This window comes from Herpetosiphon giganteus (genome assembly GCF_016907925.1).
Lineage (GTDB): Bacteria > Chloroflexota > Chloroflexia > Chloroflexales > Herpetosiphonaceae > Herpetosiphon > Herpetosiphon giganteus.
This window is the reverse complement of the sequence record NZ_JAFBCZ010000006.1, coordinates 47985-71524: the sequence shown is the minus strand read 5'-3', so window position 1 is coordinate 71524 and position 23540 is coordinate 47985. Positions and strand designations below refer to the sequence as shown.

Here is a 23540-nt window from a genome sequence, read left to right as displayed (position 1 = left end):
CTCTTGAATTATTTAACCTTTACGGTGGATTTGTATGAAATTTACACGCGCACGTGGGGTCGGGCTGTTAGGAATTTTCATTGCGATTGTGCTGCTTTTTGCAGTCAATAACAGCCTCGGCAATAAAATCACTGAAACCAGCAAAATTCAATCAATTTGGGATTTCACGAGCACAATTCGGATTCCCGATAGTGCGAAACTGAAGGAAGATCCCAAAGCACCGCCAGTCGCCGCAATCGAGCTACCCACGATGATCACGATTAGTTTGATTTGTGGAGCCTTGATTCTGGTTGGCGGCACGCTCATCGCCAAGAACCCAGAACGCGGTTGGGTTGCACCCTATATGAGCAGCGTCATTGGCTTTGGCTTTTTCTCGATTCTGCTCTGGGCGGTAGCCAACAACAGCGTTGATCTCTCGGACACGCTCTCACGGGTGGTGCGGCTTGGCACGCCAATCGCAATCGGCGCGCTGGCGGGGATTGTCTGCGAGCGCTCGGGCGTGGTCAACATTGGGATCGAAGGCATGATGCTGACAGCAGCCTGTTTTGGCTATGCTGCGGCAGCCATCTCGGCCCGCATGATTTACGGCGAATCGTTGCCAGCAAACGTGGTCAAAGGGGTCGTTTGGCTGCCCTTGATCATCGGGATTTTGGGGGCGATTTTGACTGGCGGCATGATGGCAGCCTTGCATGCATGGCTCTCCATTCGCTTCAAAGTCGACCAAGTGATTAGCGGTACGGTGATCAACATTATGGCGGTTGGGATTACGGGCTTTACCCGCACCAATTTCCTGTTGAAATTCGAATCGCCATTACGGGCTGGCTTGCCGCAAATGCCGCTTGGCCCACTGGCCGATATTCCGTTGCTTGGGCCGATTTTGTTTGACCACAAACCAATTACCTATTTGATGATTCTAATGGTGATTGGCTTGAACTTCTTCCTGTTTCGCACCGTGTGGGGCTTGCGAACCCGCGCAATCGGCGAGCACCCCAAAGCCGCCGATACGGTGGGCATCAACGTCAATCGCATGCGCTATCGCAACGTGATTATTGGCGGGATGATTGCCGGGGTTGCAGGCGCTTGGTTTTCGCTCGAAGGCTCATTTGGCTTTGACGATGGCATGACCAACGGCCAAGGCTTTATCTCGTTGGCGGCGATGATCTTCGGCAAGTGGAACCCAATTGGGGCCTTTGGTGGCTCGTTGCTGTTCTCATCAGCCGATGCCTTGCAGCTCAAAGTGCAGGCCTACAACTTCGATTTGCCTTCCCAATTTATGCAGATGTTGCCATATGTGGTAACGCTAATTGTGTTGGCAGGGGTGATTGGTCGCGCCAAGCCACCAGCAGCATCAGGCAAAGTCTACGAAAAATAAGCAACGCAACGCAACTTTCTGGAATGGCACTCCGTACTACTGCGGAGTGTCATTTTTTGATCGGCGCTTCGTGCATGATTCTTGCTCTTCTCAGCAACCAAGCCATCATCTATACTGCACGTTAAAGTTTGTGTGTTCTTTGGAGGTATTTTGTGAGTAATCAACCACCATATGGTCAACAGCCGCAACAAGGTGGCTATCCGCCACAACAAGGTGGCTACCCACCGCAACAGCCAGTCTACCCACCACAACAACCAGGTTACCCACCGCAACAACCCTATGGCTACCCACCACAGCCACAAAAGCGTGGCGGCTGCTTGAAATTTGGCATTATCGGGGTGATTGTCGCCTTACTGTTGTGTATAGGCATTAGTTTTGTAGCCTATAGACTTATTGCGGGCGAAGTAGATGATGTCAAAGCAACCCTTGATGGCTTTATGAAAGCTGGGGCTGCGAATGATATTAATGCAGCGAAAGCCTTTGTTGATACCTCAATCGTGAGTGATGAGCAATTAGCTGGGTTGCTTAGCCAACGCGAGTTGTTCGAAGGTTATACCAGCGTTAGCGACGATTTTGCAGCACCAGCAGCCAACGCCGGTACCGACCAAACGACAACGCTCGGTATTGCAGGCACGCTCAATTATAGCGATGGAACAGGCACCTACGACGTGCAATTTAATCGCCTAGAATCCGGTTGGAAAATTCGCTATATCAATATCAAACGCTAAACAGCGATCCCCTCACCCCAACCTCTCTCCCGTGGCGCGGGAGAGGGGCTTTTATTTGGTTGTTCTTCGTCAATTCGTCGGTAAAAACGGGTGCGCCCCTCGCCCGCGTTTTCGTAGGAGAGGGGGCTGGGGGGTGAGGGAATGTTTGATCACCACACTTTTTTAAACCTACCCTTTTAAGAGTCCCCGAATCCCCAACAACCGCCCCCTACGCTTCTGTTTTTGGATAGCCATCGCAGGTGAAGCCTTTGCTACTTGCACTTTTTGGGCTTTTCTCGTTAAATAGAGCCAACATGTTAACGTTTACAAGGAGTCATCATGACAACACCGCGTCCTGTGTTGTTAGCCATAATGGATGGTTGGGGTTTAGCACCTGCTAGCCCTGGCAACGGCGTTAGTTTAGCCAACACCTCCAATGTTGATCATTGGATGGCAACCTGCCCAACAACTCAACTCCATGCCTCTGGCCTCGACGTGGGCTTGCCCGAAGGCCAAATTGGCAATAGCGAAGTCGGCCACCTGAATATCGGGGCTGGCTTGGTCGTCTATCAAGATTCAACTCGGATCAGCGAATCGATCAAAGCTGGTGAGTTTTTTGAAAATCCTGCCTTTCTTGAAGCGGTGCAAATCGTCAAAGAACGTGGCACAAACATGCACTTAATCGGCCTGATTGGCCGCGGCGGCGTGCATGCCTACGATATTCACTTGGCTGGGTTGTTGCAACTCATGGCTCAGCAAGGAGTCACCAACACCTACATTCATGCCTTTATGGATGGCCGCGACACCTTGCCACAAAGTGGGCTTGGTTATATGCGCGAGCTGCAACAAACGATTGCCCAAATCGGCGTAGGCCAAGTGGCAAGCGTAATTGGCCGCTATTTTGCGATGGATCGCGATAGGCGCTGGGAGCGGGTTGGCGCTGCTTATGCAGCCATGGTTGAGGGCGTTGGCCACTTCGCCAGCGATCCAATCAGCGCCATCGAGCAATCGTATTTGCGCGATGCACGCGGCGATGAGTTTATTGAAGCAACCGTGATTACCGATGCAGCAGGCGTAGCCTTGCCACGCATTAGTGCTGGCGATGTGGTGATTTGTTTCAATTTCCGCGCCGATCGAGTGCGCCAAATTACGCGTGCCTTGATGCAGCCTGATTTCAACACCATGGTCCAAGAATGGTATGCCAACCAAGCTGAGCAAGGCTTGCAACTGCCAACCAGTATTTGGCAACGGCCTGAGCAATTGGCAAATTTGCATTATGTCACCATGACCCAGTATGATGCAACCTTCCCATATGCGATTGCTTACCCGCCGCATTACATCACCGAGCCATTGGCCAAGGTGATTGCTGATGCAGGCAAACGCCAATATCATAGCGCCGAAACCGAAAAATATCCCCACGTCACCTTCTTTTTGAATGGTCGCCGCGAGGAGCCATTCGATGGCGAAGATCGGGTGATGGCGGCTTCGCCAAAAGTGGCGACCTACGATCTTCAGCCAGAAATGAGCGCCGAAGAAGTAGCCGCCAAATTGCTTGATGCGGTTAATAGCCAAGTCTACGATTTCTTCGTGGTTAACTTTGCTAACCCCGATATGGTCGGCCATACTGGGGTGATTCCGGCGGTGATTAAGGCGTGCGAGACCGTCGATCGCTGCTTGGGCCAAGTCGTGCCAGCGGTTGTGGCTCAAGGCGGTGCAGCAATCTTAATTGCCGATCATGGCAATGCAGAGCAGATGATCGACCCCCAAACTGGTGGCCCGCATACCGCCCACACCACCAACCTTGTGCCATGTATTTTGGTCGCCGACCCAGCTAGTGGCCTAACCCGCGAGCAGATTAGCCTGCGCACAGGGGGTCGTTTGGCCGATCTGGCCCCGACAATCATCGATTTGCTGGGCTTAACCAAGCCTGAAGCAATGACCGGCACAACCCTGATCGAACACAAATAAGCTTCGAGTGTTCCCTCATCCCCTAGCCCCCTCGCCCACTGAACGCGGGCGAGGGGGAACCAATCTGGAATTACCACAGCTCATGGAAGAATCAACCTATGAAGCCCCTCGTCCGCACCGTGGGCGAGGGGTTGGGGTAAGGGAATTTTAGCCAAAATCACCACAACAGGACCAATGTCTCAGCTAATTTTAATTGACGCTGCCTAGGTGGCGTGCTACCATACGGCTGGCAACTGATGTAGATGAGAGTTTTGGAATTGATTATGCAGCGTTCTTTGCTCCTTGGTTTATTAATATTGATGCTTGGCGGCGCAACGCTGCCCTTCGTGGTGCACGCCAGCCCGCAGCCACCCCAGCTCAATCAACAACCGACCCACGGCCTATCGTCGCTTGATGGCGGAGTGCAAGGGTTTTTACAACGCCAACAGAGTAGCCTTGCCAATGTAACGATCGATGGTCAGCCAGCTGGCCAAATCATCGAGAGCATGGCAGCCTACTACAATATTGAGGCTCGCATTTTAGTGGCCTTGTTGGAAACCACCTCGCAACTAATTAGCAACCCAACCTTGCCCACCACCGCCACCGATCAGCCATTTTTGGCTGGGCCACAAGGCTTTTTGAGCCAAATCGATTGGGCAGCGCGTGAGATTCGGGTTGGGCTTGGCCCCTACGATAGTGCCATCATCCTGAATTTCAGCGATGGCAGCCAACTAAAACTCGATCCCAAGGATGATCCGCATGCGCTAACCGTCAAACGCTTCTTAGCATTTGAGCGCGATCAAGCCACCTGGCAGCAGCTCGTAACCAACTACAGCAAGGTCTATCAGCAATTATTTCAGAACGAGCCAGTTGTGGCTCCAAGCACGCCGCCAGTTAGCGCGGGCTTTTTGAGCATTCCATGGGAGCAGGGCGCGCGCATGGTCCATTCATCGTATTTTGATCATACCTATCCAATGGTCGATAGCGGTGGCGATGGCAACGATGTGATGATTAATTATCAAGGCAAAAGTGGCCTTTCCTACAATAGCCACGATGGCCACGATTATTATTTTCCCGATTTGCCCTATGGCACGCCAATTGTTGCCGCCGCCCCAGGTTGGGCTTATGCTCGCACCACCCGCGGCTTGGGCGTGCTGATTCAACACGCTGGCGATACGGCTGGCTATGAAACCGTCTATTGGCACCTCGACGATTTTGCGCCAAGTTTCAAAAATTATATCGATGATTCCAAGCCAAAGTGGGTTGAGCGCGGCGAATTGCTGGGCTGGAGCGGCGCAACTGGCTTTACCGATGGCGCGCCGCACTTGCACTTCGAAGTGCGTCACAACGGCAAGCAAGTCGATCCCTATGGCTGGTATGGCCCAGGTTCCGACCCTTGCACTAATTATGTCAAATGCGAAGCCAGTGTTTGGCTTTGGAATGATAGTGTACCGTGGAATCGCCCAGATGGCCCAGCGCCAACAGATACAACGCCGCCAAGCGCACTATTGACGATCAATCCTGATGCCGATTTGGCCTTGGTCGCCCAGTTTGAGAACAATCCATTGCCTGCGGTTGGCCCAATGGCCGCCAGCGATCAAATTAGCTATGCCAGTGGTAAGTTTGGCCAAGCGGTCAAAGTTGGCGATGGCTCATTGACCTATCCGGCGAGTCCGACGCTCAAGCTTGAGCATGGCACGTTGGCGCTGTGGGTGAATGTGCCCCAAACGTGGCCAAGCTCCAGCACAGGCCGCCATTATCTGCTAGCCGCCTCGCAAAACCCAGTTGATCCTGCTAAGATCTATCGCAATACTTTGGCTTTACGCCACGAACAAACTGAGCAAGGCAAATGGACGTTCTGGACAGTCGATGCCAATGGCCAAGAGCATAGCCTGAGCGTGCCTGATCGCTTAAGCGCTGGCTGGCACCATTTTGCAATCAGCTGGAACCAAGCGACTGGCAATAAGCGCTTGTTGATCGATGGCATGTTGGTTAGTGAAGCGAGCAAAGTCGCGTTGCCAAGTGAAGTGGGCGACGATCTCAATCTTGGGCGCTGGACGATTGGTGCAGGCATGAGCAATCTTGCGCTCGACGAATTGTTGGTTTACAAGCGCCAATTAGCTGCCGATGAAATCTATCGTTTGGCGATTAGCGAGCAAGCGTTGGTTGCGAGCAGCACTAGCACCGATCAACGCGATTTACAAATTCTTACTCCAGCGCTGGATAATGGTGGTGGTGTGGTCAAAGCTCAGCTTGGGATCAATGGCATTTATGCTGCGCCAATGACCTACTATCGCGCCTATCGCTGGACGTTGCCCAACACCGAGGGCAGCTATACGATTAGCGTGCGCTTGACCGATCGCATGGGCAATACCAGCACGCTCAGTCAAACAATTATGATTGATCATGCGCCTCAAGCAAGCGTCACTATTCGCAATCTGAGTGCGTTGAGCGCAACCTTGGTGCTTTCGGCCACCGATGCCAACCAGCCCTTGAGCATGGCCTTGAGCGCCTATCCCAACCCAACCCGCAAGCAATGGGAGCCATTCAATCCCGAGCGCGAATGGCAGTGGAACCCAATCACTGCGCGGAGAGTGTATGTTTGGTTCCGTGATGCGAATGGCAACGAGCGCGGCCCAATCGTAACCGGCCCCGACCTGTTTCGGGCCTATCTCCCACGGGTTGAGCGCTAAGGCTGATCCACGAAGGACACGAAGGGCCGTAACCGCAAAGATCGCGAAGGCCCTTTTTTGCCACAAATTCCACGAATGAGCCTTTTTTAGCCACGAATTGCCCAAATTCCACCAATGAGTATTTTTAGCCACAGATTGCCACAGATTAGCCAGATTATGTTCTTTTTAGTCACGAATTCCACGAACAATATTCCGATAGCCGAGAGCCAAAAGCCTAGAGATTCATCGCGATTTTGCCTTCTGCCTTTTGATTTCTGCCTTTTGATTTCTGACTTATATCCTCATCCTTCAAAGCCCAATTACATCGGTTGCGAAACACGGGCAGTACGAGCCTGCATAGATGCTATAGAGTGCAATGCAGCTAATCAAAACGCGCAACCATAGAAGGATACGATTGAACCAACGAGTTGCTAACAGCGGATAAATTCGCGTTTGAACCGCCACAACGATCCAACTAACGACACTACTGGTCAGAAGATAGCCAAAGCGAACGTTATATGCACCCATATCATCAAAATCAAGTTGCCAAATAATCATACCAACCCGAATTGGGCTGACAATCAGGGCTTTATGCGCAAGATAACCTCCAACCAAACTTGCTCCAGTCAAGCTAAGCAATAGTACATGCTTTTGGGGTCGATAGACCAGTAAGCTGCCAAAATAAAGGATTAATCCAACAAAAAAGAGTTGGTGCAAAAGATCATAACGTCCACTAATAAAAATTTGCCCCTTGGAAAGTGAATAAAGCCATTGATTCGTTGATTCTCTGCCACGCCACACTGGGCCAGCAAGCCAAAGCAAGGCAAGACTAGCGGGCAAATACCAACCCAAAATCAAGCGTTGCCACCACGGAATTTTGCTAGGGGTATACGCAGCAGGTGCGAGATACATGTGATGCTCCATCCACTCAATGAATCGCCCTTAGTCTAGCAGGCGGTGGGTGGCGGGTGTAGCAAAAATGCAGCAAAAGTGCAGCAATTTGATAGGATTTTTAACCACGAGGGATGAGGCTCTTGGCTTTTGGCTCTCGGAACAATTGTTGGTATTTTCAACAACTCTCTGTTAGCGCAGAGCCTTTTTTAGCCACGAATTACCCGAATTCCACCAATGAGTATTTTTAACCATAGATTCCACAGATTATTTGGATTACGTTTCCTATAGCCAATAGCCTTCAGCCTATAGCCCTCCATTTCTCTGCGCCTCTGCGTTAAAATAATGATCCACGAAGGACACGAAGGGCCGTAACCGCGAAGGACGCGAAGATCGCGAAGAACCTCAAACTCAATGTGGAGCGCCTATCCCTTCATCCTTCATCCCTCATCCTTCATCCTTCATCCTTCATCCTTTTCTCGGCCTTATGACTTATTCTAGTCATGTTATTAAGGAAATATTGACTTTTAGCTGTGGCTATGGCGTAATAGTTAGGAATATTAATTTTATTGATTGGAATAAGTTTGCCAGCAAGGAGGCCACGCATACCAATACACGATCTCAGCGGCGAGATTTCGATGATTAGGCAAACCCTTGTAGTTACAGTTCATGGAGGAATTGTATGAAGGCACCACGATTAATTTGGATTTTTGCGCTTCTCGTTCTTTTTGGTAGTTCTCTTCCCAGCACTCAAGCTCAAACCCGCAACGACCGCGAAGTCGAACCAGCTAAAGATACCGTTCCAGTCAACGACCCAGAACGCGGCATGATTTACGATGGCTTGACTCCCGCCAAAACTGGCCCTTGCGCTGGGATGTACGAAGTCAAAGTTGGCGATCAAATCTTTTGTAGCCACGGCCCCGACCCAATTGCTAAAGGCAAATCGGTCAAGGACGAAACCTTGCCCTTAGACAAAGCAGCAATCAATCCCAAGATTGTCTGTAACGGCGATGGACATGCTGGCAACCGCACTCAAGTGATGTATGTGCGCGCTTCCGACCGCCCTGACCGTTTCAACCAGTTCGTTGGCTCGATTCGCCAATGGTCATCGGATATGGATCGAATTTATCAAACCAGCGCTCAAGAAACTGGTGGCTTCCGCGCCGTCAACTTCGTCACCAACAATTGTGAAATTTATGTGATGAATGTGGTCGTGCCAGCAGATGGCGACGATTCAATAGACAAAACCGCCAATGCCTTGAAGGCCCTTGGACACAACCGCGCCGACCGCAAATATTTGACCTTCGTCGATAACAATATTTTGTGTGGCGTAGCCTTCTATATGCTCGATGATCGCCCAGACCAAAATAACGCCAACAACTTTGGCCCTGGCTTTGCGCGCATGGATAACGGCTGCTGGAACGGCTCGACCGCAGCCCACGAACACATGCACACCATGGGCGCTGTGCAACGCTCAGCTCCCAACAGCACCGCCTACGGTCACTGTATCGACGATGAAGACATTATGTGCTACGTTGACGGCCCAGGCACGCCACCAATGCAAAATCGCTGTGGTGCCAGCCAATATGGCCGCTTCGACTGCAACCACGATGATTATTTCCACACCAACCCACCAGCAGGCAGCTACTTGGCAACCAAATGGAACTCGGCTAATAATAAGTTCTTGCTCAAGCAAGCGCCTGGCACAACCTACTACCGACTTCGCAACAAGGCCACCAACAAGTGTATCGACGTAGCCGAGAGCGGCAATCCAGCCAATGGCACGCCGATTCTGCAATGGGATTGTCACACGGGCCACAATCAACAATGGCAATTGATTAGCACCGACAACGGCTTTGTGCGCTTCGTCTCACGCGCCACCGGCAAAGTGATGGATGTCAGCACCGCCTCGACCAACGATGGAGCCAAAATCCATCAATGGGAATGGGTCGGCGGTGCCAATCAACAATGGAAAATCAACGACCTTGGCAATGGCTATGGCACGATTACTGCCCGCCATAGTGGCCTCGCCGTTGATATTCCATGGTGCGATAGCGCCAGCGGCGTGCAATTGCAACAAGTCAATCCTACCAATAACGATTGTCAATCGTTTGCCTTTGAGCCAATGCAATAAGGCATAATCTGCTGGCTACTCCTTAGCCTATACCACAAGCAACAGGCCACTGGAAAAAACCAGTGGCCTGCTGTTTTTCGATCACCCCAGAAAATTTCTAGAACATATCGCTCATCCACGGTCGCGAGCTAGCAAAAATCGCCGCCAACAGATCTACTTGATCAGCATCGGCCTGCAAACTACCAGCCAAGCGCAAATCGTGCGGCGCAAGGTAGCCGCTATACAGCGCAGCCAGATCACGGACATGCAACGTTACGTCGCCATTGCCACCGCGCTCAAGCGTGCCAACCCCATCGCGAACTTGCAACACCCAGCGGCCATGATTCCATTCCAAGCGTGGGTCAACCAGATCGAGGGCAATTTCGCAATTCAGCCAGCGCGAGAAGCCACGGCGTTGGATGGCCAGCGGCGCATTGATAATCCGCAACATCCAATCCAAATGCCAATTATAGCCAATGCCCTGCTCGTGATAACGAAACAGCAACGAATCCATCGGCGCACCAGGCAATATAACCTTATTAACCATTGAGCGATGGCCAGCCCAAAAATCGAGCAAGGCATCTAAGCCAGCGCCAGTCGTTGCCACCCAATCGATCACTTTAATATCTTCGAATTGGCCAGCTTGTTCATAGACCACATAGCCAACCGATTGGCCAGCCTGATCGCTCAGCATATAGCGCAAACGCTCAGCTCGGGGCGAAAGCATAATCCGCTCCCACATCAACGGCGAGCGTTCAAGCACCCCAGTTTGGGTTGCCGCCCACGGATCATAAATCGCCGCAAATGGCGCATAATCGGTTTCGAGAACTTGGCGCAACGTCACACCATGATCGCGCTTGGGCTTGATCAGCGCTGGAGTCAATTCATATAAAATGCGGCTGCCAGCCCGCTCGAAGCCAAGCGTCCGATAAAATTGGGTCGTAGCGGGATACAAGGTTGAGATCGCCACATCTTGCGCATATTGCTCGCGCAACATTGATTCCATCATCTTGCCGCCAACGTTGCGCCCGCGCCATTCGGGGCCAACTCCAACGGCGGTAATGCCAGCGGTTGGTTGGGCCTTGCCGCCAAACCACTGGCCCATGGGCAAAATCCCCAAGCCAGCGGCGATTGCGCCATCGACTTTAAAAGCTCGATACAAGCCCACGCCCCGCTTTTGCATCCACTCAATCGACGCTTCACGGGCCATATTAAAATGTAAAGCTTGGCTCAATAACGGTGCTAAAGCCGCAATATCGTCCTCGACTGCCTGACCATACCAATAATTCACTCTAAGCCTCCTGTTGGCAACTGGCTCGACCAAACACCCAAGCGCTTGGCCATGAGAATATCGGGCTTGCCCAAACCATTGGCATCGGGAATCATGCCAATGATGCTGAATCCACAGCGTTGATAAAATTCAAATGGATGACGGCGGCGGTTTTGAATCGTAGCGAGGTGTTGCAGCGGGTTGGGGTAAACATCGATGCCGCTGGCTGAAGTCAAAAAGGCTTCATCATCGGAACCCAACATCAAGGTTAGGCCGCCACGGGCGTGGCATTCGGCCTCTAAGGCTTGCACTAAGGCGCGGCCAATGCCATGGCCTTGATAATCGGGATGCACGGCCAAAGGGTGCAGCTCCCAGACATTGCCATCGTAGCTTGATTGGCCCCCAATCCAGCCCACTACGTTGCCCTCGATCAAGGCGAGAAAGCCAACCCGTTCGGGCAACAGCGCCTCTTGCATTTCTTCGCGGGCATCGTCGAGGGTTGGCCACGCTCCAGGCCAATGTTCAGCAAACGCCAGGGTCAAAATCTCGGCAGCTTGGTCAAGCAAACGCTGATCAGCAACCAAGGCACGAATTTCCATGACACACTCCTTCTACAAGCCACAATTGCGCCAGCCGCCACGATCTGAAGCAGCAATCACATTGTGCCAATATTAACAACAATGTCCATCACGAAGATCAGGCCTTGGAACGAATAACAGCATGCAACGCGGCGTGTTATGATTGAGTTTGCAAACATTTCAAGGAGGATTTCCATGCGCCGTTTAGCCACAGTGATTGCGCTGTGTAGCCTTTTAAGCATTACTTTGCCCTCAATTGCCGCCGCAAGTGGGGCCTTGATTCCTGCTGATGCACCAATTAGCCAAACCAGCCTCAACGTGATTTTTGCCGTCGATGGCCAAGCCAACCAAACGACCGCCTACCTGAAACTCGATTACACTGGCACGCCTACAGAATTTGCTTGGATTTTGCCAGTGCCCAGCATCCCAACCCTCGATGTGGTTGGCGCGAGCAGCTTTGCTGAACTCCACAGCCTGACCGATCCACGGGTGACATTTCCAGCACCGCCAGCCTGTTTTACCCCAGCGCTTGGCACAATCCCAGCGACTGCGACCCAAACCCCAGCGGCACAACAAGGCCAAGTTGGAGCCTACGACTATAGTGTGCTCGAAGATCGCGACCCAGCAGCACTCATGACGTGGCTCAAAGATAATGGCTACCAAGCCCCAGCAGGCTTGGAAACTGCGCTCAAACCGTATACCGATGCAGGCATGCCGTTGCTGGCGATCAAACTTAAACCTGATGCAGCAACCAACAGCATCCAGCCAATCGCGATTAGCTATGCGGGCACAACCCCAATGCTGCCATTCCAATTAGCAGCCTTGAGCAGCCAACCCAAAACCCCCATCACGGTCTGGGTTTTCGGCGAGGCCCAGGCAATTCCAACCAATACCGAGCGCTTTACCATGCGCGAAAACGACTTAGCGCTCACGTCATTGAACAACGAAAATAACTATAACGAATTGCGCAGCGGCGTATTGGCCAGCGTTGCGGGCAAAGGCTTCTTAACCGAATTTGCCCAGCCAAGCAAGTTTTTAAGCCCCCAAGATAGCCTGCTCAAAGAATTGACCACTAAATATGCATTTTTGACCCGTTTGTATAGCGAAGTCTCGCCCGAAGAGATGATCTTTGATCCAGCGTTTGGCTATAGCCCCGAACTGCCACCGCTTTCCAACAATATTGATTTGACCTATCGCACCGAGCCATTCGATTGCGAAGATCAACTCTTGCACACTGTGCGTCGCCAGCAATATGATGCGGCCAAAGGCAATCGCTCATCAGAAGAAGAAGCGACTGCTAACTTGCGCCGTGGCGCATTACGCATCGGCACGCTTTTGGTGATTGGCGTAACCTTAGGCACGATTTGGTTTTTGGCCCGCAAGCCCAACAAACGCCGGCGCGCCGTCTAGAACTACGCCTATGGGCCGTAATTAGCATATTGCAGTTCAACGCAAAACCCATTAAGATACCAGTAGCAGTTTGACCTCATCACTCGATTATGCTCGATGAGGTCAACTGTTTTGTTTGGAGGATTATCTGTGCGTATTGTTTTGGATGCCAGCGGTGGCGACCACGCGCCGCAAGCAACAGTTGCTGGCGCAATCGCCGCAGCCCGCACATGGGGCGACCAAATTATTTTAGTCGGCAACGAGGCGGCAATTCGCGCCGAACTTGCCAAACACGATAGTAGTAACCTTGATTTGCCAGTCATCGATGCGCCCGAAATGATCGAAATGACCGAGCATCCGGCGCAGGCGATTCGGCGCAAACGCAATTCGCCAGTCGCCGTTGGGCTGCGCTTGGTGCGCGAGGGCGAGGCAGATGCCTTTGTTTCTGCGGGCCATAGTGGCGCAACCATGGCTGGAGCCTTGTTTATTCTCGGGCGCATTCGCGGCATCGAACGGCCATGTTTGGTGACCCATTTCCCAACCGTCAATGGCTATGCGCTGTTGCTCGATTCGGGCGCAACGACCGATTGTAAGCCTGAATATTTGGTCCAATTTGCCCAGATGGGCAATGTCTACGCCCAAAAAATTGCCAATATTCCCATGCCCCGAATTGGGCTGTTGGCCAATGGCGAAGAATCAAATAAGGGTGATAAACTAGTACAAGACACCCATGGTCTGTTACAGCAACGCCACGACTTGCACTTTATTGGCAACGTCGAGCCAAAAGATATGTTGATCAATGGCAGTGCTGATGTGGTTGTGGCCGATGGTTTTGTTGGCAACTTGGTGCTCAAATTTGGCGAAGGGGTCTTTAAAATGATCACCACCGCCGCTGCCAACAATATCAAAGCCTCATGGCGACAAAACCTTGCGCTGGGCTTGCTGCCAACCTTGGTGGCCTTGGCACTACCAGGCAAAGGCCGTTGGCGCGCCCTGCTCGCTGGATTAACCGGCTTGAGCTTGCCAGCCAGCCTTGCAGTTGCACCACTTTTGGCCCTCCGCAAACGGATGGACTATCGCAGTCATGGCGGTGCACCTTTGTTGGGTGTCAACGGCATTGCGATTATTGCCCACGGCAAATCCGATGCTTTAGCGATTCAAAATGCGATTGGGCAGGCGCGCAATGCGGTTGAGCAACGGGTTGTTGCTACCATTAGCCATGCCCTTGAAACCGTTGAATTAGTACCCTCGGCCTAGCTTTGGAGGTAATCCCTATGGCGCTTCGTGAATGTCCTAATTGTCGGGCAAGTGTCGACGATATTAATCCGTTTTGTTCTGAGTGTGGAACCCGGCTCAACGCTGCGCCAACTGCTGCCGAAGGCCCAACTCAGGCATTGCCACGCTACGATGGTCAGGGTGGTAGTTATCCCCCAGCATCGTCACAAAACTACGATCAGCCAGGTAGCTACCCGCCGCCACCGCAACAAAATTATGGTCAACCAGGCAGTTACCCACCACCGCCACAACAAAATTATGGTCAACCAGGCAGTTACCCACCACCGCCACAACAAAATTATGCTGGCGGCTATCAGCAACCGCAAAATTATGGCCAGCCTGGCAGCTATCCGCCACCACCACAACAGCAACAATATGGCAACCAACAGCAATATACGCCAGCCAACTATCAACAACCAAGCTACGGCGCTGGCTACCCAAATGCTGGCACACCAACCAAGCGCAGCAGCAACACTGGTATGGTTATTGGGATTGTTGTGGGGATTGTGCTGTTACTCGGGGCTGGCATAGCCTTCTTGATGAATGATAAAGAAGATGATCCCAAGAAATTGATCGCGACCAATTCGACCAGCGTGGCCACGGCAACAACTCGCCCAACCCGTACTCCGGCCTCAACCGACGACCCAGAACCAGCAACCACCGAGCCAGTTGTTGGCAGCGGCGTGTTCTTGGAAGACGATTTCTCCAACACCGACCAAGCCTGGCCAGAGCAAGAAACCGCCAGCAAGTCGGGCAAATATGCCTATGTTGAAGGCGCATATCAAATTCATGTTTATGTCAACGAACGCATCATCTGGACTTCGACCAACGAAGTGTATAGCGATGTTGATGCAGAAATTGATGTCACGATGGTCAGTGGCGAGCCAACCAATGCCGCTGGCTTAGTGCTGCGCGAACAAATTGAAGGCGATACGTCAGGCAGTTTGTATGTCTATCAAATCGATGGCCAAGGCAATTTTGCCTTCCGCCGCTTCGATAAAGCCGTTGACGAATGGATTAACTTGATCGATTGGAAATATAGCTCGGTTGCTAATGAGGCTATTGGCGCAACCAATCGTTTGCGCGTGGTGGCGGTTGGCTCAAACTTCACCTTCTATTTGAATGGTGAAAAAGTTGGCTCCTACACCGACGAAACTTACGCCACTGGCGCAATGGGCTTTGGTGCAAGCACCTTTGAAGAAGGCGATACCTTGACCCAATTTGATAATTTACGCATGGCTTATCCATAGGCCAATGCCAATCTGGCCCAACAACGAGGTTGGGCCAGCCGGAGTATGTTCGTGTCATATCAACTGATCAGCATCAGCCAGCAAGCAGCAGTCGCCACCGTCAGTCTCAATCGCCCAGAATTGCACAATGCCTTCAATCCCGAATTGATCGGCGAGTTGCGCCAAGCATTAACCGCCATCGCCGCAGATAGCAGCGTGCGGGTGGTTATTTTGACCGGCACTGGGCCTTCGTTCTCTGCTGGCGGCGATTTAAGCTGGATGCAAGCTAGCGCTAGCTACACTGCCGAGCAAAATATTGCCGATGCTGAAAATCTCGATGCCATGTTTGCGTTGCTCAATAGTATGCCGCAGCCAGTCATTGGCCGCATCAATGGCGCAGCGCTTGGTGGTGGCGCAGGCTTGGTAGCCTGCTGCGATCTCGCGGTGGCCGTCGAACAAGCCAAATTCGGCTTTACCGAGGTCAAACTTGGCTTGATTCCAGCAGTGATTGCCCAATATGTCGTACCCAAAATTGGGGTCAGCCAAAGCCGAGCCTTGTTTATTTCAGGCGAACGCTTTAGCGCCGAACGAGCTTTCGAAATTGGCCTCATCCACGCCATTACTGGCGAAGATGAGCTTGATCAAACGGTCGGCTTTTTGGCTGAACGCATGCTCAGTGGCGGCCCCCAAGCCATGGCCCAAGCCAAAAAATTAGTCCAAGCCATGTGGGAAATGGAGCGCAGCGCCGCCAAACGCTACGCTATCGAAGCCATTGCCCAAGCCCGCACCGGCTCCGAAGGCCAAGAAGGCCTCGCCGCATTTCTCAACAAGCGCAAACCCAAATGGTAAACCCTTCGATGAAAGGATAGCCGGTATGTACGATGGTGATAGCGCGGAATCAAGCATTTGGCACGAGCAGCTTGAGCTATTAAGCAAAACCACCCAAGAACATTTTTGCCTGCACAATGCAGAGTTATTGATTCAACGGATTAGCGCATTAATCAGCCATTACTTGCAAACGCCGCATGTCACCATCGCCCTGCTTCAAAACGATCAGCTTGTGCCAGTTGCTAGCGCGCTTGGCCCACTAGAGGATCCCAGCTATCACCAGCCGCCACGCCTGCGCCACAATGCAGGCCCTGCATGGTCGGCACTTTGCCAGCAACAGCAAAGTATCATCACGCCTGCAAATACCCTCAACCAACGCTCTCAACTCAGCGTGCCAATGTTGCGCAACGAGCAATTGCTTGGCTTAATCGATATTCAAAGCGACCAGCCAGCCTCAAAACTGCGTTTGCTCCAACCAATTATCGAGATGATCGCCCAACAATTGGCCTTGGCTTTGGGCACGCTAGCAACACATCGCCAGCATTATCGCGAAGATCAATGCACCAAAATCATCGAAAAAATCAATTTGCATATTTTAAAGCACCTCGATGTGCTGACCGAGCCATACCAAATTATTCGTTTAATTTGGCACTATTTACCAATCCAAGGTGCAGCGCTCTATCTCTACGATGAGCAAGGGCTTGGTTTATTGACCCAAATCAATGCCGCTCATGTGCCAACTCGGCGGGGTATGCAAGCCCTAAGCCATTCCGAGCCACTTGGCCAAGCAACCAGCCCGAATAGAGCTAAAATGCTGCTTGCAGGCACGTATGGCATTGATATTCATGTGCCTGGCAATCAGACCAATCTTGGTATGCTGCACTTGATTCCAGCCACGCCATTCGAGCCAAGCGACGTACAGCTGCTGCACGATTTTGGCGCACGCTTAGGTTATATTCTGGAACATAATCGGCTGTTTCGCTCGATGTATGTGGCCAACGAACGGAATGTGCTCTTTGCCCGCATCGTCAGCCATATTCGCCAAACGATTAATTTGCGCGAGGTCTTGCAGGATGTCTTGGCAACCCTTGGTTTGGGCCTACGCGCCGATTTCTGCACCGTGGCGATGTACGAGCAGGAGCAGCGCTTACGCTTTCATGGCACCTACACAACCTTGCTGCCGCCCGATCAGCGCACCGCGACCGAGGCCTTGTTGCATAGCGAAATGTTGCAAGCCTTCCAGCAAAAGCGCTCGCTGACGATCGACGAATATCACGATAGCAATTACCCCGAATTGCGCGAGCGCTTGCTGGCCTTGAATATTCATGCCTTGGTTTGGGTGCCGTTGGTCGCCAATGGCCAGTGGTTGGGCTTTGTCTGCATCTATAAAGTGCAACGGCCATTCCTCTGGTCGCTTGATGATTTGCGTTTGATCAACGATGTGGCCGATCAATTGGCCTTGGCGTTGCGCCAAATGCAACTTTACGAGGCCGAACATCAACGCCGCCGCGAACTTGAAGCCTTGCAAGAAATTATTCGCGCGATCAGCGGCGAACTCAATTTGCATGCCTTATGCGGCAATGTGGTCGAAAAAGTCATCGATGTGTTTAAAATTGCGGCGGCTGCGGTGCTGATGTGGCATAACGATGGCAGCGCAATGCAGGTCGTGGCTCACGCTGGCTTTTCCGAACGCTACCTTGATTCGCTAGAAATGACCACCGATACGGTTAATTATTGGATTTCGCGCTTCAAGCCGCCAACTCCACTCTACATTAGCGATATTCGCCGCGTTTCGTTGATCGGCGGTGATCCGGCCAGTGCAGAAGGGCTATCATCGCTCTTCGCCCAGCCCTTGATGGTTGACGGGCGGTTTAGTGGCTGGCTGCAAATGTATAGTCGTGGCAACGTGCGCGCCTGGAATGCAGAGGAAAGCCATTTGGCGGCCTCGATTGCCCAGCAAATTTCGCAAGCAATTCATACGGCACGGCGCTATGAGCAAGAGCATTTGTTGCGCACCGATGCAGAGCAATCGTATTATCAATTGCGCAGCGTGCTCGACGAGCTAGAAAACACCCGCGAAACCTTGATCAACTCGGAAAAATTGCGCGCCTTGGGGCAGCTGGCCAGTGGCGTTGCCCACGATTTCAACAATCTGCTAGCCTCGATTCTTGGTAACGCCCAATTTTTACTCATTGATGAAACCCATGCTGAACGCCGCGACGCGTTGCAAGTGATCGAACGTGCGGCCAAAGATGGCGCGGTCACAGTGCGCCGAATTCAGGAGTTTGCGCGGGCATCCGAAACGATCTACGATGATATTGTCGATTTACGCGATGTGGTTAATATTGCGCTCGATTTTACCCGCCCTTCGTGGCGCGACAAAACTCAGCAACGTGGCATCAAGCTCGATATTAGCACCCACTTGGCTGCTGCCCATGTTCAAGGCAGCGCCGCCGAATTGCGTGAAGTGTGTGTTAATTTGGTCGTCAATGCGATTGATGTCTTGCCCAAAGGCGGCACGATTACGATCAGCACAGGCACAACTGGCGAGTGGTCGTATTTCACCATTGCTGATAACGGCCCAGGCATCGCGCCCGAGGATCGCACGCGCATTTTTGAGCCATTTTTCTCGACCAAGCCAATCGGCGAGGGCACGGGAATGGGCTTGGCGGTTGCTTTGAGCATTGTGCAACGCCATCGTGGTAAATTATTGACTGAAGATGTCTATCCCCATGGCGCGCGCTTCGTCGTGTTGCTGCCAATTCATCATGCACCCCAACCAAAGCCGCGCCCAGTTGCGATTGTGCCCAAAACGGCTGCCCAACGCATTTTGGTAGTTGATGATGAGCCAGCAGTGCGCAACATTGTGGCCAAAGTACTGCGCCACGATCATCACGAAGTAACTTTGGCTAGCTCTGGCGAAGAAGCCCTGCGCTGGATCGACGAACAAGCTTTCGACCTGATTATTTCTGATTTGGGCATGCCAGGCATGAATGGCTGGGATGTGCTGGAGCAAGCGCGCCATCGCCGCCCGAATATCATCGCAATTTTGATTACTGGCTGGGGCTATCAACACGATGCCGATTATGCAGCGGCACGCGGCGTGGATAGCGTGCTTGGCAAGCCCTTTGAAATGCAAACCCTGCGCAGCACGGTTGCCGATTTGATTCAAGCCCGCAACACACAAAGCCCAAACCGTGTATCATAGGGATGGGTCAAACAGCAGATCGTCGCACCACGCCCAACCGGCTGCAAGGATGTTTTCCACGTAGACAAGGAGTGTACGCATGTCGTTAATGGATGAATTGCGCCAACAAGATCCCGAATTGGCGCAAGCTATCGACTCTGAAGCTGAACGTCAACGCCATGGGATTGAGCTAATCGCCTCTGAAAACTATGTCAGCAGTGCCGTATTAGCCGCCCAAGGCTCGGTGTTGACCAATAAATATGCCGAAGGTTATCCACGCAAACGCTACTACGGCGGCTGCGAGTTTGTTGACGTTGCCGAAGATTTGGCGATCAAACGGGCTAAGCAATTGTTTGGCGCTGAACATGTCAATGTCCAGCCGCACTCTGGCGCACAAGCCAATATGGCGGTGCAACTGGCGACGCTTGAGCATGGCGACCGCGTGCTGGGCATGAGTTTGGCCCACGGCGGCCACCTGACCCACGGCCATCCGCTGAACTTCTCAGGCAAATCATATGAGATTCACGGCTATGGCGTTGATCGCGAAACCGAACAGATCGATTATGAAGAAGTTGCCGAGATTGCCCACAAAACCCAGCCCAAAATGATTATCTGTGGAGCCAGCGCCTATCCACGCACAATCAATTTCGATTTGCTGCGCACAATTGCCGATAACGTTGGGGCAATTTTGATGGCCGATATTGCCCACATTGCGGGCTTGGTTGCTGCTGGCCTGCACCCATCGCCCGTCGGGGTTGCCGATTATGTCACCACGACCACCCACAAAACCTTGCGCGGCCCCCGTGGCGGCATGATTATGTGTAGTGCTGAACACGCCAAAAATATCGATAAAGTTGTGTTCCCTGGCGTACAAGGTGGCCCGTTGATGCATGTCATAGCTGCCAAAGCGGTCGCCTTTGGCGAAGCCTTGCAACCAGATTATCGCGATTATATGCGCCGCGTGGTGGAAAATGCCCAAGTGCTGGCCGAAGCCTTGACCAACGAAGGCCTGCGGATTGTCAGCGGCGGCACTGATAACCACCTGTTGCTGGTCGATTTGACTCCAGTGAATGCTACAGGCAAAGACGCTGAAAAAGCCCTTGACCATGCTGGCATTACGGTCAATAAAAACGCGATTCCGTTTGATCCCAAGCCACCAATGACTGCCAGCGGTTTGCGCTTTGGCACGCCTGCCGCAACCACGCGGGGCTTTGGGCCAAACGAAATGCGCCAAATCGCCGTTTGGGTCGGCCAAATTGTGCGCGATTTGAGCAACAAAGAATTACAAGCCAAAGTTGCTGGCGAAGTTCGCGAATTATGCGCAGCCTTCCCAGTGCCAGGCCAACCAGAATATGCCTAAATTGGCCAATTAAGCAGCTTAAACGAGGTAGTCGGGCACGGCTACCTCGTTTGGCGTTTGACAAGCAGCCATGGCTGCGGTATCAATGAGATATATAATTTAGCATTTCAACATGTGGAGGACTTTGGCTCATGCGACGACACGCCCAGTGGTTGCTGCTCTGTTTTGTAATCGCAATCCTAGCAGGTTGTGGTAGTGAAATTACCACCAGTCAATCGAAAGTGATGGTTGAGGTCGGTAATTCTTCAATCACTGAAGCAGAATTTACAACCTTTTTGGATTTAAATTCCAATGTTATCAACCAAAATACGAGCGGCCTTGATGCCAATACCACTCGCCAACAACTTTTAGAGCAACTGATTTTGCAAAAAGTGATTCTTGAAGAAAGTGCCAAGCTTGGCGCAGGCATCGATAGCGTGACAGCAGAACAAACTACGATGATGATCGATCAGGCTGTCCAAAAAGAAAAACCAACCTTTGCCGATTATGAAGCGTTTGCCAAAGAAAATCGTTTTGGCACGGTTGAAAGCATGCGTGCCTATGTTGCCCAAATTTTAACCTTCGAGAGCTATGCCAAAATGCTCCAATTGCCAAGCGAAACACCACAATTTCATCTGTTTCATATCTTGGTTTCAACCCAAACCGTCAGTGAATCAGTAGCCCTTGATCGCGTCAACCAACTCTTGACCCAATTGAAAGCTGGCGAGGATTTCTCGGCCTTAGCCCAACAATATTCTGAAGATCCTGGCAGTGGCTCAAATGGTGGCGACCTTGGCTGGTATACCAAAGAGCAATTTGCTGGCTTCGTTCCTGAATTTGCCGCTGCGCTCAACACGCTGGAGATTGGCCAATTGAGCGAGCCTGTGAAGACCGAATTTGGCTATCACATTATGAAAATTACCGAAAGCCGCAACGCGACCAGCTTTGGCTCATTCCAAGAACTCATGAGTTCGCCCGAAGGCACCGCCTATGTCCAAAGCAAAGTCGAAGAATATCGCCAAAAGGATTTGATCAAAAATTATGTCCGCGCCGAGGATGTGCCTTTCCCAGAATCAGTAACCGTTTTCCAATAATCAGAGCAATGCCAATGGGCGTTACGACAGGATGCTTGCTCATCCTGTCGCTCTTTGTTTAAGGAGCAATTATGCTAAACATTCTCAGCCAATTCCCACTCGACCTGAGCCAAGGCTTTCAAGTTCTGCCTGCCCACAAGCTGGTTGCACCAGTACCTCAACCAGCAGAAGGCGCTGATCGCGCGTGGAGTGAATTACAAAGCATCGCTGATTATCAGGCCTTCGTCAGCCCGTTGCCCTTCCAAGCAACCCAAGCTGTGATTATCACCGAAATCGATGCAGCAACCTTGCCAGCAGTTCGGGCCAGCTTATTGCGCCGCTATCCCAGCGAATATCACATTCAGAGCCTTGATGCAACGGGCCTGAGCCAACAAACCCTTGCCAACGCCAGCCCCGCCCAAGCCTGGTATCTGCCAGCGCTCAGTATCGAGGCCGATGTTGCTAGCCCTGGCACCTTGGAATGGATTATGGCGCGCTTGGCGGGGCCACACGGCTGCCCATGGGATCGCAAACAAACCCACGCCAGCTTGCGCGAATTCTTGCTTGAAGAAACCCATGAAACCCTCGAAGCGCTCGACGCTGAAGATTGGCCCAATCTCAAAGAAGAATTGGGCGATTTACTTTTGCAAATTGTCTTTCATGCAGAGTTTGGTCGCCAAGCAGGCCGCTTCGATCTCGATCAGGTCTATGCTGCAATCAACAGCAAGTTGATTCGTCGCCACCCGCATATTTTCAGCACCACCGAAGTCAGCGATGCAGACGAGGTGCTGCGCAATTGGGATGCGATTAAGGCCACTGAGCACAAAGAAAAAGGCAGCCAACGTGAGAGTGCGCTTGATGGCATCGCCAAAACCTTGCCACCGCTCGCAACAGCCCAATTAATGGGCAAAAAAGCTGCCAAAGTTGGCTTCGATTGGCCCGATGTCAGCGGCGTGTGGGATAAAGTGCATGAGGAAATTGGCGAATTGCAAGCAGCAACCAGTCCAGAAGAACAAGCAGCAGAGTTTGGCGATGTGCTGTTTGCGCTGACCAATTTGGCGCGCTGGCTCAAAATTGATTCAGAAAGTGCGCTACGCGGCACAATTGCCAAATTTCGCCGCCGCTTTGTGGCCGTTGAACAAGCAGCCCAAGCCCAAGGCCGCCAACTCAGCCAACTCAGCCTCAGCGAAGCAGACACGCTCTGGGAAGCTGCCAAACGCACCGAGAAACAATAACATTCCCCCACCCCCAGCCCCTCTTCCACTGCACGCGGGCGAGGGGAGCAGACCCTTTTTTACCACACAGTGCGGCAGAACCATGCGCTTAAAGCCCCTCGCCCATCCGATGGGCGAGGGGTTGGGGTGAGAGGATCATGCGGTGGTTAACGCAATGAACCATTACAGTTATAGGCTAGCGGAAAATCATTGGCGTTGGCGACATGTGGTTGGCACTGCACAGGCTCCCGATCCCCAGCCCCTGACCCCCGATCCCTCGCGTCGCAACCGCGAAGAACACGAAGGACACGAAAGCGAGGTTTTTTAGCCACGAATTCCACTAATTTCACGAAAAAGGGCTTTTGACTTGCAGAACATAATCCCAAAAATCTGTGGCCAAAAACTTAACTTCGCAAACTTCGTGGTTCCTAGCCCTTCGTGCTCTTCGTGTCCTTC

General features: G+C 52.1%; 16 protein-coding genes. 13 read left to right on the top strand and 3 right to left on the bottom strand.

What is annotated here, in order from left to right; genetic code table 11:
- Positions 1-34: 34 nt before the first annotated feature.
- The 4 genes from JOD20_RS07235 to JOD20_RS07220 all read left to right on the top strand — a co-directional run bounded on the left by JOD20_RS07235 (position 35) and on the right by JOD20_RS07220 (position 6719).
- Positions 35-1372 (top strand): ABC transporter permease, encoded by a 1338-nt coding sequence (locus tag JOD20_RS07235; RefSeq protein WP_204754621.1) that lies wholly within the window; start codon positions 35-37, stop codon positions 1370-1372.
- Between the two features lie 152 nt (positions 1373-1524).
- Positions 1525-2100, top strand: coding sequence for a hypothetical protein (locus tag JOD20_RS07230; protein WP_204754620.1), 576 nt, complete (start codon positions 1525-1527; stop codon positions 2098-2100).
- A 318-nt stretch (positions 2101-2418) separates the two neighbouring features.
- Entirely contained in the window at positions 2419-4047 is a 1629-nt protein-coding gene (gene gpmI, locus JOD20_RS07225; protein ID WP_204754619.1) for a 2,3-bisphosphoglycerate-independent phosphoglycerate mutase, read from the top strand.
- 263 nt (positions 4048-4310) lie between these two features.
- Entirely contained in the window at positions 4311-6719 is a 2409-nt protein-coding gene (locus JOD20_RS07220; RefSeq protein WP_204754618.1) for a peptidoglycan DD-metalloendopeptidase family protein, read from the top strand.
- 288 nt (positions 6720-7007) lie between these two features.
- On the opposite strand, the gene JOD20_RS07215 is transcribed toward JOD20_RS07220, so the two are convergent.
- Positions 7008-7610 carry a hypothetical protein gene (locus JOD20_RS07215; protein ID WP_204754617.1) on the bottom strand — a complete coding sequence of 201 codons (603 nt, stop codon included), beginning with the start codon at positions 7608-7610 and terminating at the stop codon, positions 7008-7010.
- A 661-nt stretch (positions 7611-8271) separates the two neighbouring features.
- On the opposite strand from JOD20_RS07215, the gene JOD20_RS07210 reads away from it, so the two are divergent.
- The gene (locus JOD20_RS07210) at positions 8272-9723 is read left to right on the top strand and encodes an RICIN domain-containing protein (RefSeq protein WP_204754616.1); all 1452 of its coding nucleotides are present in this window, start codon (positions 8272-8274) and stop codon (positions 9721-9723) included.
- Between the two features lie 97 nt (positions 9724-9820).
- On the opposite strand, the gene JOD20_RS07205 is transcribed toward JOD20_RS07210, so the two are convergent.
- Positions 9821-10993: a GNAT family N-acetyltransferase gene (locus tag JOD20_RS07205; protein ID WP_204754615.1), complete on the bottom strand. Its 1173-nt coding sequence runs from the start codon at positions 10991-10993 to the stop codon at positions 9821-9823.
- Positions 10990-11571 carry a GNAT family N-acetyltransferase gene (locus JOD20_RS07200; RefSeq protein ID WP_204754614.1) on the bottom strand — a complete coding sequence of 194 codons (582 nt, stop codon included), beginning with the start codon at positions 11569-11571 and terminating at the stop codon, positions 10990-10992. Before JOD20_RS07200 ends, JOD20_RS07205 begins: the two co-directional genes overlap by 4 nt.
- A 174-nt stretch (positions 11572-11745) precedes the next feature.
- Here JOD20_RS07200 and JOD20_RS07195 point away from each other — a divergent pair, with 174 nt between their 5' ends.
- The 8 genes from JOD20_RS07195 to mazG all read left to right on the top strand — a co-directional run bounded on the left by JOD20_RS07195 (position 11746) and on the right by mazG (position 23105).
- Entirely contained in the window at positions 11746-12960 is a 1215-nt protein-coding gene (locus JOD20_RS07195) for a DUF2330 domain-containing protein (protein ID WP_204754613.1), read from the top strand.
- A gap of 129 nt (positions 12961-13089) precedes the next feature.
- The gene (gene plsX, locus JOD20_RS07190) at positions 13090-14196 is read left to right on the top strand and encodes a phosphate acyltransferase PlsX (RefSeq protein WP_204754612.1); all 1107 of its coding nucleotides are present in this window, start codon (positions 13090-13092) and stop codon (positions 14194-14196) included.
- A 17-nt stretch (positions 14197-14213) separates the two neighbouring features.
- Positions 14214-15464 (top strand): 3-keto-alpha-glucoside-1,2-lyase-like domain-containing protein, encoded by a 1251-nt coding sequence (locus tag JOD20_RS07185; protein WP_204754611.1) that lies wholly within the window; start codon positions 14214-14216, stop codon positions 15462-15464.
- A gap of 45 nt (positions 15465-15509) precedes the next feature.
- The gene (locus JOD20_RS07180; protein ID WP_420828943.1) at positions 15510-16292 is read left to right on the top strand and encodes an enoyl-CoA hydratase-related protein; all 783 of its coding nucleotides are present in this window, start codon (positions 15510-15512) and stop codon (positions 16290-16292) included.
- Between the two features lie 25 nt (positions 16293-16317).
- Complete coding sequence (locus JOD20_RS07175) at positions 16318-19479, top strand: GAF domain-containing protein (protein WP_204754609.1); 3162 nt, start codon at positions 16318-16320, stop codon at positions 19477-19479.
- Between the two features lie 88 nt (positions 19480-19567).
- Entirely contained in the window at positions 19568-20818 is a 1251-nt protein-coding gene (locus JOD20_RS07170) for a serine hydroxymethyltransferase (protein ID WP_204754763.1), read from the top strand.
- Between the two features lie 131 nt (positions 20819-20949).
- Positions 20950-21891: a peptidylprolyl isomerase gene (locus JOD20_RS07165; RefSeq protein WP_204754608.1), complete on the top strand. Its 942-nt coding sequence runs from the start codon at positions 20950-20952 to the stop codon at positions 21889-21891.
- Between the two features lie 71 nt (positions 21892-21962).
- Complete coding sequence (gene mazG, locus JOD20_RS07160) at positions 21963-23105, top strand: nucleoside triphosphate pyrophosphohydrolase (RefSeq protein WP_204754607.1); 1143 nt, start codon at positions 21963-21965, stop codon at positions 23103-23105.
- Positions 23106-23540: the final 435 nt, after the last annotated feature.